The 12441-nt window shown below is 38.8% G+C and carries 11 protein-coding genes; 6 read left to right on the forward strand and 5 right to left on the reverse strand.

The annotated features are described in order from the left end of the window. The first annotated feature begins 1 nt into the window (after nucleotide 1). Nucleotides 2–538 (forward strand): GNAT family N-acetyltransferase, encoded by a 537-nt coding sequence (locus F6X55_RS14500; RefSeq protein ID WP_026770793.1) that lies wholly within the window; start codon nucleotides 2–4, stop codon nucleotides 536–538. Between the two features lie 339 nt (nucleotides 539–877). After that, nucleotides 878–1378, forward strand: a complete 501-nt coding sequence (locus F6X55_RS14505) for a hypothetical protein (protein WP_153464401.1) — start codon at nucleotides 878–880, stop codon at nucleotides 1376–1378. Nucleotides 1379–1441: 63 nt separating this feature from the next. Here F6X55_RS14505 and panF read toward each other — a convergent pair whose 3' ends face one another. After that, entirely contained in the window at nucleotides 1442–2875 is a 1434-nt protein-coding gene (panF, locus tag F6X55_RS14510) for a sodium/pantothenate symporter (protein WP_153464403.1), read from the reverse strand. Next, nucleotides 2872–3159, reverse strand: a complete 288-nt coding sequence (locus tag F6X55_RS14515) for a YhdT family protein (protein WP_026569275.1) — start codon at nucleotides 3157–3159, stop codon at nucleotides 2872–2874. The genes panF and F6X55_RS14515 overlap by 4 nt, the downstream gene beginning before the upstream one ends. 253 nt (nucleotides 3160–3412) lie before the next feature. Here F6X55_RS14515 and F6X55_RS14520 point away from each other — a divergent pair, with 253 nt between their 5' ends. After that, nucleotides 3413–3766: a DUF4260 family protein gene (locus F6X55_RS14520; RefSeq protein ID WP_026569276.1), complete on the forward strand. Its 354-nt coding sequence runs from the start codon at nucleotides 3413–3415 to the stop codon at nucleotides 3764–3766. Nucleotides 3767–3934: 168 nt separating this feature from the next. Continuing rightward, entirely contained in the window at nucleotides 3935–5332 is a 1398-nt protein-coding gene (gene rlmD, locus F6X55_RS14525) for a 23S rRNA (uracil(1939)-C(5))-methyltransferase RlmD (protein WP_153464406.1), read from the forward strand. Between the two features lie 821 nt (nucleotides 5333–6153). Here the strand turns inward: rlmD and F6X55_RS14530 are convergent. From F6X55_RS14530 to F6X55_RS14540, 3 genes are read right to left on the reverse strand one after another with little or no spacing between them, the layout of a single operon-like run. Next, complete coding sequence (locus F6X55_RS14530) at nucleotides 6154–6960, reverse strand: recombinase family protein (RefSeq protein ID WP_161993094.1); 807 nt, start codon at nucleotides 6958–6960, stop codon at nucleotides 6154–6156. 14 nt (nucleotides 6961–6974) lie between these two features. Continuing rightward, the gene (locus F6X55_RS14535; protein WP_153464409.1) at nucleotides 6975–7163 is read right to left on the reverse strand and encodes a recombinase family protein; all 189 of its coding nucleotides are present in this window, start codon (nucleotides 7161–7163) and stop codon (nucleotides 6975–6977) included. After that, complete coding sequence (locus F6X55_RS14540) at nucleotides 7154–7969, reverse strand: hypothetical protein (RefSeq protein ID WP_153464411.1); 816 nt, start codon at nucleotides 7967–7969, stop codon at nucleotides 7154–7156. Before F6X55_RS14540 ends, F6X55_RS14535 begins: the two co-directional genes overlap by 10 nt. 870 nt (nucleotides 7970–8839) lie before the next feature. On the opposite strand from F6X55_RS14540, the gene F6X55_RS14545 reads away from it, so the two are divergent. Together F6X55_RS14545 and F6X55_RS14550 are read left to right on the forward strand one after the other, a co-directional pair. Next, on the forward strand, nucleotides 8840–10030 hold the full coding sequence (locus F6X55_RS14545; RefSeq protein ID WP_153464413.1) for a DUF262 domain-containing protein: 1191 nt from the start codon (nucleotides 8840–8842) through the stop codon (nucleotides 10028–10030). Then, entirely contained in the window at nucleotides 10027–11448 is a 1422-nt protein-coding gene (locus tag F6X55_RS14550) for an ATP-dependent nuclease (RefSeq protein ID WP_153464415.1), read from the forward strand. Before F6X55_RS14545 ends, F6X55_RS14550 begins: the two co-directional genes overlap by 4 nt. The last annotated feature ends 993 nt before the right edge of the window (nucleotides 11449–12441 follow it).

Here is a 12441-nt window from a genome sequence, read left to right on the forward strand (position 1 = left end):
AGTGAAATACCCATTCCCTGAACAAGTGAAAACAAATCGTTTACTGCTTCGTAAGCCAAGGCCGGAAGATGCCGGGGACGTTTTTAAGATAGAAAGTGATCCAGAAACCAATCGCTATAGACCGGCCGGGCCGATGAAATCGCTTGAAGAAGCGGTCGAAACCATAAAGGAGTGGCGGAATAATTGGTCGACCGATGGCTATGGGTATTGGCTGGTCGTTTTGCCGGAAACAGATGAAGTAATCGGCATCACCGGAATCAGACAGATTTGCTGGCGGAAGCGGGATGTGCTGAATTTGTATTATCGGTTTTCGCCTAAAGCATGGGGGAAGGGCTATGCGGCAGAAGCGGCCGCTAGTTCGATTGAAATGGCCCGCAATTACTTGCCGGAACTTCCTGTCCTGGCAAGAATCCGTCCGATTAATACAGCCTCCCGGAAAGTCGCGCAAAAAAGCGGACTAAAGCGCAGGCCGGATTTGGATACAGCTGGACATGAGGTTTTTGCTTTGGGATGGGAGGGTCTTAACGGAAATGGTTAGAGGAAAATAGGATTGTGAAATGTCATTTTATGCAATCACGGTTTATGTTAGTATTGGTTAAATTGTAACTGGATGGTGAGGTTCGTGTTTAAGTCGGATTTTGTAAACTATACAATTCGGATTATCCTTATGTGGGTGACTTACACAATAGTTGTCTCAAGCCAGGAGGGCTTCAGGAATAACACCGTGCTATTAGCCATTGTCACCATTTTGTATCTGTTGCTTTCCTCTATTTATGTGAGAAAAGCGGTAAAAGCGAGAAAAAAAGAAAAGGAATCCTGCTAATTCCGGTAAGAAGAATTCGTTGGCAGCAAAAATAGAAAATAGTGAGGCAATTACATGCGAAACATATTCATACTTGCGTTAGTATCGTGTACTATCCTGATTGGCGGATGCGGATCAAAAGAGAAAATGGATTTTTACGAGCAAACGAAAAGCACGGATTTATCAGATGTGACGATCGACACTTTGACGTTGAATGCAAAAGAAACCCAGGTGAAAGAGGTATTGGGGGAGCCGGATTTTACGGAAACAGTCGAGGAGCCTCCTTCCACGTACTACATATACGGAGAAGACGAGAAATTATATGATTTGGATATCAGGCTTGTCGATGGGAAAGCAAAGCGGTATTTCCTGGCGAAAAACATTGTTCATTCGGACCTTGGAGACCTGATTGGTAAGTCTGAACAAGCTGTGTTTCAGACGTTCGGGGATGATTACTATAAACGGATGGACACAGGCACAAATGTGATTGGCTATATTGACAAGCAAAATAAAATAAATATGGAATTCACGGTCGATGAAACGGTCACAGGCATCATTTTATCGGAAGTAGAATGAAAGCTTAAGCCCCGGGAACACAACTGTTTTCCCGGGGCTTGTTTCACATAAATAAAATTCTCTTCAATGCTTCAAGGGTTCTTGTCTCATACTCAAGCTAAATCCGACATAGGCAAGCAATGCCAGCAAAATCGATGTCACCACTGCGTGCATCCCGAATGGCTCGGGATAAAAAGACTGGAAGACTATATAAGAAATAATACCGACCAGCATCGAGGCGATGGCGCCATATTTGTTGCCTTTTTCCCAATAAAGGCCCATTACGATCGGCCAGATGAAGGCCGCTTCCAATCCGCCGATGGCAAACAGGTTCAGCCAAATGATCAAGTCCGGCGGGTTCACCGCCATCAGGAACACCAGGATGCCAAGCAAAGCGGTAATCCCCATGCTCATTCGCTGGACTTTTTTTCGGGACGCTTCCGGTTTTATATAATTGATGTAGACATCTTTGACGATTGTGGAACTGACAATCAACAAAAGCGAGTCGACCGTTGACATAATCGCCGCCAACGGTGCAGCCAAGACAACCCCTGCCAGCCATGGAGGGAGAACCTCCAGAGCAATGAGCGGCATGACTCTGTCGCCCACCTCGATGCCAGGCAAAATCGGTCTGGCGAATACCCCGATCAAGTGCATGTTCAGCATGATGACTCCGACGACGATGGTCCCGATCATCAATGCCAGATGGAACGACCTCGTATTTTTATAGGACATGGCCCGTACGGCGATCTGCGGCAGGGCGACTACACCGACTCCGACCAAAATCCAATAAGAGGATACGTAAGGTGCAGTCAATGTTCCATCCGAACCAAAAGGGGTTATCAGGTTGGGATTTTCCGCCTGCAAGTCTGCCATGATTTCCGAAATGCCGCCGCCAGCGATGATGACGGCTATTAACAGCACCAACGTTCCGATAAACATGATGCTTCCCTGGATGGCATCGGTCAACGTGACGGCACGGAAACCGCCGAATGTCACGTAAATCAATACTGTCACGACAAAAATGAACAAAGCCGATGTATAAGACAAACCGGTCAAGGATTCAATCAATCGCCCCCCGCCGATCCATTGCGCCGCCATTGCCGAAAACAAAAAGACGACGATACTGACGGCTGACAGGAGGACGACAAGCTTGGACCGGTATCGTTCCTTTAAAAAATCGACCAATGTCGTGGCTTTATATTGCCGGGTCACAATGGCGAATTTTTTCCCGAGGATCATTAAGGTAAAGTATCCAGTTGCCACCTGTGTGACGGATAATAATACCCAGCCCAACCCTTCATTGTAAGCTACACCCGGGCCGCCGATGAAGCTGCTCGCACTGCCGTAGGTAGCCGTCATGGTCATCGCCAGGACGAAACCACCCAAACTCCGGCCGCCAAGATAGTAATCCTGGACAAATGATTTTCCGCTTGTTTCTTTTCGGCTTGCCATCAACCCGATAAAAAAGATCAGGGCGACGGAGCCGAATAACGTAATTGCTGCTTCCCAATTCATTGGTCCTCATACACCTCATCATCAAAGGATACATCCGTGAAAAAATATTTCACGACAATAAACACAAGTGCCGCCATCACGACGACTCCTGCCACACAGCTGTAGAAAAACCATGCCGGCAATCCGAAAACATATGTATATTCTGAAGGGTCTTTTCCGCCTAATCCATAGGCGAAGGCAAACCACCAGATGAAATTGAAAACTGCTAAACCGATACCGATAAGTGCTTCTCTGTTGGCGATGCGAAAACGGGCATCTTTTCCTCCCGAAGGTTTTTTCTTCAAGGTTCATCCCTCCCTGGTTGAATTTTAAAGCAATAGACTTTCTCCTTTTCATCTATTTTAAAGGTTTTTCACCCTGAAAAGCGAGAAACTTGTTGGCATTCGTTATACCCTTATAGACCTTAGCGCGAATTTCTGCGTTATTCAACTCTGGGAGCCTACGGTAGAGGAATCTAGCTTTTACTTGTTGAATAGGGAAGCTATGGATATATCAAGTATACAGAAAGATAAAATACGGAAGAAGGGGTTGAGCACAATGTCTTTACGGAATGTCATATATGTGGAGTATGTTATCGGTTTTATTATCTGTCTGTTTATCTATATAAAGCTGGACTATTCCATCCTGTTATTTTTTCTCTTGTTATTAGTCCCTGATCTTACCATGGTCGGTTACTTATTCAACCTTAGAATAGGTTCTCTTGTTTATAATATCGGACATAGTTTGATAATACCTTGCATTTTACTTTTCATTGCTTATCTAGGTGGATTTTCTTTCCTCCTGATGACTGCTGTGATTTGGATTGCACATATTTACTTAGACCGCTCCCTTGGCTTTGGGCTAAAGTATTCGAAAGGTTTTAAAGTAACACATTTGCAAAAAATTGACTGATTGTATGGGCTCTTGGCAGTAGGGTGGCTGGTTTATGGAACTGGCAAGAAATTTATCTGGCATCTTGCAGAAAAACATGTTAAAAAAGGATAGGAATCAACTTAAACTAGCAATCCCTTTAAGGATACGATAGCGTAATAGATTCCGTTACTGGAGGGAGGAATGATGATGCCGAATTCAAAAGCGGAAATCATGGATACTGAAATCGATCATTTAGATAGAAAAGGATCCGGCCGCGCGGTTGTCTGGCGTGACACCGGAAACGAAAACCCGCGGAAATTAAAGCTGATGGTGCCCAAAACGCTTCCAGGCGAAAAGGTGCGGGTCTCTGTAGAGAACACAAAGGCGAGACGGACCAAGGGGAGATTGGAAGAGCTTCTGGAAGTCCATCCGGAAAGAACCACGGCGCCATGTCCGCACTTTGACAAATGCGGGGGATGTGCATGGCAGCATTGGCAATATGAAGGGCAGCTGAAGCAAAAGACTGCCCACGTGAAAGATGCCTTGATATCTCAAGGATTCAATCCGGAATTGGTCCGGGACACCATTGGCATGGACGAGCCTTGGCATTATCGCAATAAAATGGAATTCACTTTTGCCCCGGACGGCTCGATGGGCTTGCATGAGCAAGGGAATTTCCGCAACATCATTCCGCTTGAAACATGCCTGATTGCGGGCGAAGAGATGACAGCAGCTGTCATGGAAGTTGCCGATTGGGCGAAAGAATATGCATTGAGCGGTTATGAAAAGGAAACACACCAGGGGCTGTTACGTCATTTAATGGTGAGACAGTCGTTTGTGACGGGAGAAATCATGCTTGGATTGTTTGCGACGGAAGGTCCTGACGGTAATCTGGCAGACGCCGCCGACCAGTTGAAGAAAAGAATCGAAGAAAATTATCCGCAGGTGAAAAGCTTGTTATGGCTCGTGAATACCGATTGGGCGGACCGTACCCAGGCGGAGGAAACCATCCTGCTGTCGGGACGAGACTTCATTTATGATGAAATCGGAGGCTATCGCTACCGCCTTTGGTTCGATACCTTTTTCCAAACAAACCCTGTACAGGCCCAGAAGCTGATCGACCTTGCTTTGGAAATGGGGCAGCCCAAGGAAACAGAAAAAATGCTCGAGCTTTTCTGTGGAGTCGGAACTTTTTCCCTCCCGTTCGCAAGCAAAGTCGGAAAACTTGCCGGCATAGAAATCGTGGAAAGCTCGATCGAATCGGCAAAACGAAATGCGTCAGATAACGGCATTTCCAACACGGAATTCTTGGCTGAGAATGCCAGAATGGGAATCGACCAGGTGCTTGAGAGACTAGGCACGCCTGATATCCTGCTATTGGATCCACCACGTGCCGGTGCAGGCGGAAAAGTGATGCGCAAAATCGGTCGTGCCCAACCGCAGCGAATCATTTATGTATCCTGCAACCCCGAGTCTTTTGCTGTGGATGTGAAGGAACTGGAGCCATTTGGGTATTCGTTGAAGGAAGTACAGCCGGTCGATTTGTTTCCGCATACGGTGCATGTGGAGTGTGTGGCACAACTCATTTTAAAAGAAGGCAACTAACCCTTAGGGTGTTGCCTTTTTTATTGCAGTTGTAACGGATTAACAAAGCTATACCGGATGTTAACACTGCCATCTTGATTACAGGTTATTTTCTCAACAAGCGAATGGAGGATTTTTGGTGTTAGTTCTTTCAATGCAAGAACTTCTTTTAATTTATTACCGATATGGAAGGTATAAATTTCGGTATTTTATCCTATACTGAAAATATGTTTCTGTTATTTGTCCGTACTGGTATACCAATATAGGTAGATTACCGAACAATTTTTAAATTTAAGCCCTTATAACAAAGGGCTTGGGTAATTATTTGAAGATGTTTGAAGCAATGCAGGAAAACTGTTCGGTAATGTATCTAACTACCTATCTGTTATTTTCGGTACTTTGACCATTATTCATTTTATAAATGCTCTCAAATGGGTTCTTCCGGAAGACGATTTGAGGTGCCTTTTCAGGTGACACGAGAACTAAGTCTACAAAATAAAGAATAATAAGTCGTTTTTCTGATTCATTCAATTGTTGTTTAAGTACCTGGTCAAATCGAGTGAAAAACACACCAGAATGAACTGCTTCTTGAAGTTCAGCCAGAGCTTTTTAGCTGTTTTCTAAACTTTCTAAATCAGACTTTTTATCCTTTTTTAGGGAGTCGATTACAGATTGTAACTCTTTGTCCTCGTGTTCTTTAGCAATACAACCCTTTGAATTCAATTTGTCAATATCTTTTTCGAGGTTAGTGATTTTTTCTTTCGTTACGCATTGTATTTCTTTGAGGAAAGCTACAGTAGTGGTTTTAGTTGCATCAATTGAAGCTAGGGATTGAACATGAGTTAATAGAGAGTCGCATGTACGGTATTGATCTCCAGTTTGTAGTTACATGTTTTACAGACATAGTCCTGATAATAATACTTTTTACCATTTCTCGTAGTGGAAGCATTCTGTGTTTTGAGACTTTCTTTACAGTCGCTACAAGTGATTTTGTTTAAAAAGAGAAATGGCGTATCTAACCGGCCAAACTTGCTTTGGAGCTTAATATTGTTGTCTTTTAAATGCAGAAGAAAACGGTCTATGATGGGTTCATGAAAATCAGGGTATTCGTACTTTCTTTCTTTTTTGTGTTTCCGAATGTTCCAAGAGAGCGTACCTGTGTATGCTGGATTCTTGAGAATAATCTCAATTGTATTGGCACCCCATTCACCGCCAGTAGGAGAGGGGATAGCTGCTTCATTTAAGATTGTTGCGATTTTAACCTTAGAAGTGCCCCAGCTCTGAAGATAATATATGAAAGTTACAACTTCAGCTTTTTCATTTGGGATGAGTTGTCTGTTAACTTGCTTATATCCATAAGGAATCTTCGCGCTAGGTCGTACTTTTTCATCTTTTTCTAGAGTGGCAGTTAAGCTTGCTAGTGCACGTTCTGACTTTATCTCCGATTCTTGTCGGAAGACAAGGAGAGCAGTTTTAGCTTGTGGGCTGTCTGGGTTGAAGGGCTCTTCGGAGTTTGTTGTGAATACCTCCAGTTGAGGAAGTTCTTTTTGAAGGGGACGGTAAAAGTCTTTTACAAAGGTATATCCTGTACGATCCATGCGTGACTCTTCAAAAAAGATAACGCGCGGAACTTCTGATTCGATCATCATATTCTTGAGTCTCATCAGCTCTTTTCGCTGATCTGCACGTTTGGAATATGCGCTCGTACATCTTCGATATAGATAAATTCATCTGGAACTGTTAAATTTTTTCGACTTGCAAATTCTTGGATATGGGCTTTTTGGATTTCAATGCTATTATTATCTTGTTGCTTATAAGATGATCGTCTTATACAACCAAATGCTAAGTCCATGCGGATTCGTCTCCTCCGTAAACTAATTCAGATTGCATATTTTGCAAATAGTCAAAGTTGAAGACCTCTATATCTATATCCTCTTTGTAAATAATCAATTTCTTAATAATTAGTGAGCAAAGTAGTGATAAGCTGACTCTTGATCTATTATTCAGATACTTCTCGACTATCTGTGATATCTCTTTATTATTTTCAAGTAATGATTCTTTTTCACTCAGATCATCTACAAGTTTCTGTTTTTCTTCCCTCAAATGGTTGGCCTTCTTATAACGAGAATCAAGTTTCCAATCCTCCGAATACTGGTTGCTGCTTAATACAAACTCTTCCATAAGCTCTCTTATTCTTAACTCATGATTTGAAATCTCTAACTCTGTTTGCTTTTTGATTTTCTTGAAAGATTCCAGCGAGTGACTGCAAAGCTTTTTGTTATCCAGCTTGTTAGCAATTTCTTGTAAAGCCTGCTCGATTATTTGTTGTAGCTCGATAATCGGTAACTTAACTTTGAACTTTCTATGAGCATTATTAGAACATGTGAAAAAACCATAAACACTGTTTTTGTCCTGTCGATAATTTGGTGTCTTCTTACAATAACCGCAGGTAGGGGATAACAGGTTTATCTGCATCTTAATTTGCTCTACTGTTTTTTCATAAGTCTTGAATAATGCCCCTTTAGCTTTTTGTAATCGATCAAAGGCTTCCAGCGTAAGGTAAGGCTCAATATGCTTCAGTTTGTTAATTCCTTTTTCGAGATCATGTGCAGCATAAAATGGATTAGTTGCCATTTTAATTAAATTTAATTCTGACATGCACCTGAGATCCTTGAAAAGATTTAACTAAGATATGCAATTCATCAATTGTATTAACCTCTAAGACCGCTGAAAAAAACTGGTCGATTAATTCCTCTTTGTCCGAATCCTTTAGTACTGACACGGCTAAAGAATTACATGAAGTTTAGTTTCCACTTTATTTCACCTCATTTTTTATTTTTGGCATTGTTTCGTGCAGCAGTTTGGCATGTAAATGGTGCGCAGTTGCAATTGTTCAATGATTAATCTTGCAGTTAAGCGCTGAACCCATACGGTCGTTGTGTTGTTTTGTTCTGATGCAGAACGAAGTTGAACACGTCTTCTCAATAGTCTCACCTCCATCTATCATCATTGACCGATGGAGGTGTTATTTATACAGTCATTCCTTTTAGTTGATTCCTCTCCGAATAAATCAAAGCTTGATTGCACGGAGCTTTCTTCTTGTCCTTTCTTAATCAAAACTCGAATATTTCTGCTTCTCCGACCTGGAATTGTGGGATTACTTTTCTTTTGTGACATATTTGTTCTCCCTTTGTGTTTGATATTCTATAAAACTATTAAATAAAAACTGAGACAGTGTCCCTTTCTGTAAAGGTTTTTGCAGTTGTTGCGTAAATTGAGATTGTGAAGTACTCATGATGTTTGTTTCCTCCAAGTGTAATTTTGTCCGGTAGTTTATCCACCGGCAGAAGAAACATAACCATTACGAGAAAAAAGTCAAGAGAAAGTTTTTTGAAAAAGCTGAGATATGGTGAGTCTAAAATTAAAAATTGTTCTTAAGTAGAACATACGGAACAGGGTATAAAAATACAGAAATAAAAATGGAAAATATTGCTTTATTGAGGTAATATTATAAAAGGAGGTGCTTTTATGAAATGTACAGTGACAGAGTTAGAAATAGAAACTATATATAGTAGGATTCAAGATGAAGATTTAAATTTAAGTCCAGAATTTCAACGAGGAGAAGTTTGGACTGCAAATAAAAAGAAAAAATTAATTGACTCCATTTTAAGAGGTTGGAGGATCCCTCCGATTCACTTAATTGAAAATGAACAATATATAGATGAAGTCTTAGATGGACAACAAAGGTTAGTGGCTATCAGAGATTTTATGAATAATGAATTTAGTATAGATGGTAGATTACAGCCCGTCGATGAAAGCATTTCAATGTTACATAATATGAAATTTAAAGAACTTAACCCTAATATTCAGAGAAAGTTTAAAAAATATAGTCTGACGATTATACGATTGACCGAGTTTTCACCTGAAGAACCGGCAGAGTTATTTTTTAGATTAAATCAACCTGCAACATTGACTTCAGCGGAACAAAGGAACTCTTATATAGGGGATACACGAAATCAAATTAAGGAACTTGTTAATCATTTCGAGAAACTTGGGGCTAATAAACAGACAATAGGATTTTCTAATTCAAGGATGGCATATGATGATATTATATCCAAATTTTGTTATACACTTGAAGTAGGGAATTTAAAGAAAAAAATTACATCTACAAATATATCTGATAAATATAGAAATAATGACTCCTTCAATCAAAAGATTATTGATGAAGTTAAAGATACATTGGTCTTTTTTATAGGAAGTTCAAAATTAGGGCAATCCAAATTTGTTATTACCAAGTTAAACATTAATAAAGCAACTTTATTTAGTTGGCTGCTTTTTTCGTATAAGTATAAAAATTATATTGATCAAGATTTAATGGCTGAATTAATTTATACATTTGAATATGCAAGGGAATTAGTAAAAGGTAAAGCTTCCTCAAATTTGCTAGGGTTTGAAAAGATTAATATCCTATTCCATGATTATCAATATCTAACTCAATTGTTTTTGATATTCAATCAAAGGGCAAGCATGGGCAGTACAGATGCAATGTCAATTATATATAGAGATATAATTTTAGAAATCTACTTAATAATTTACACCTCAGATGAAAGTTTTAATCCCAATCTAGCAAAATATTTAACTTCAGATATAGATAGCATGAGCCGCACACTTGAAGAAATTACTACAGAATTTAAGTGGGGAGGGACTATTAATAAATGATACGGCAAGCAAAAGTCCCTGACATATGGAGAAAAGTTGAAAGAAACAGTTATAAATACTATATAGATAGTCTGAATTTAAATGGTATATTGGGTATTAATCATCCTATTAATTTTAAAAAGGGAATTTTCGCTATATGTGGTTTGAATGGTGTAGGAAAATCTACAGTTTTCACTGCTATTAAAGATATTTTGGGAATAAAAGTTAACGATCAAGATAAAATTAAAATTGAAGGTATTGAAATTTATGGGAACTTAAAAGAAGGGAATAGAAATATTCCAATTAAAAATGAAGACGGACATAGGTTAATTGATGTTACTAGCGAGGATGTAGTATTAGAAGAAATCGATTTCATAAAGCTTATGGAAATTAACAAGTTTATAGGTCAACCTAATTTTAACGAGTTAATTGAGCAACATGATGATAATATTTTTGAAAAAGCTGACTTAGCGCATTTAAACTATTTAGTAGGTAAGGTATACGATTCTGTAATATTGAGAGAAATAGAAGTAGGAGATGATATTACAATACCTTATTTTCAAGTTTCCTGTAATGGACTAGAATATGACAGTTTGAAAATGGGAACAGGAGAACATTTTTTATTTTATATATATTGGTTATTTAAGAGAATATCCAAGAGTGGTTTAATTTTAATTGAAGAACCGGAAGTCTTCATTAGTGTTAAATCACAAATTAATCTAATGAATTTTATTGCAGACAAAATGAACAATCATAAGTTTTCAGTAATATTAGTAACACATTCGCCTTTTATATTAGAAAATATAAGTACAGATAGACTGTTAATATTGCAAAATTATTTAGATTCTATAGATGTAGTTAAGCCTGGAAACAAGGAAGATATCTTACAAGATTTAGGTTTAGTAATAAATACTAAAGGTATTTTGATTTTTGAGGATACCTTAGCTTTAGAATTCTTTAAAAGTATTTGTAAAAGGCATGCACGCTATTATTTAAAGTATTACAGGTTGGAGCAAATTAAAGGTTTTGCTGAAATCACTAAAGTAATTAGCATTCCAAAATTAAAACATATGGATTATAACATTATCGGAGTATATGATGGCGATGTTAAAGAAAGTAGGGAAATACCATTTAATTCTTTAAATTGGGGTTATGTATTTTTACCAGGTGAGAGAAGCTTAGAAGAAGAGTTTCAAAAATTAACTCGCTCTTACTTTAAGGAACTTAGTAATAAATTAAATTTAGATGAGCAAGAATTGAGGGTACTATTAGCTAAAGTACAAGGAATGGATTATCACGATTGGTTAATAGAAGTTGCTAATAAAACACATTGTGATTTAAGTTTTGTAGTAGATATCTTTTATGAATTATGGGAAAACGAAAATTATGATCAAGTTGAAAAATTTTTATCAAGTTTAGATAGTGCTACTAGGCAATAAGGATGGATCTCTATCCCAGTATTCCTGAAATATCAGTTTGCGTCTCTTAAGATTTAGTTGGATTGTATATAACATTTATTTGAGAATAAATATGCAACTGAAGGAGGGAAGGATCAAAGGATACATACCTTTAGGTAATCGGGTTACTGACTATGAAAATACCCTCCCTGTCTCTAGAAAAAAAGACTTCTAGGACAGAGGAAGTGGTATTATTGGATACATTACTTTAGTTCAAACTGGGAACCCCGATGATGCTGCTGTTTAATACCTGAATCTCTTCAGCTTGTCATTTGCTAAATTACCGCGTATGTAGTTTCGCCCACATACATCGTGACAAGCACCAATGGCCGTGACCAATCGAAACTCCACCGAATTGTTACTGCAAGAAGCCGTTCCCGCTCCTTTAAGACTAACAATCCGGTCTGAAAACAGCAGAAAAGACCTTGACTAATGATTGCTACGCTGATTTTCTGCATCGGCTCAGCTCTCCTCACCTTACCTGCTTATTTAGAGTCGCTTTCAGGGCAGATGCGACTTATTCCTCTATAAAATTAAATAGTTTTTATTGTCAGACTAAAAAAGACAGCGTTTTGGCAGAGGTAGCGGCTCTGACCCTGGTGGGATTTACTTATGTTACGAATTAAACCTTTTAAATCGGATAATGCAACATTTAACTTTTGAGAGTATATCAGCCTCTCCTAAATTATTTGTTTAAAAAAGGAAAGAATTGAGTTATAATAAATTTATAAATGGCAAAAGCGTTCGTTGGATTAAAAAAGTAACCCCCTACCTTTTTTGGGCAGGAGGGTTATTTTTTTTGTAGATATACAATTTATGGGGTTTTACATTATGTTCTATGTTAAAAAATAATTTACTAGTTTTTTTAAAGTGCAGTTTTATAGAAATCGACTACTGTTTATGGCATTTATTTTTTAGGCTTTGGCAGCATGTTTATTAGCAAATTGTTATAAGTAAACGAGCTTTTGAATGAAG

Origin of the sequence: Sediminibacillus terrae, from assembly GCF_009602435.1 — a bacterium.
Classification (GTDB): domain Bacteria; phylum Bacillota; class Bacilli; order Bacillales; family Amphibacillaceae; genus Sediminibacillus; species Sediminibacillus terrae.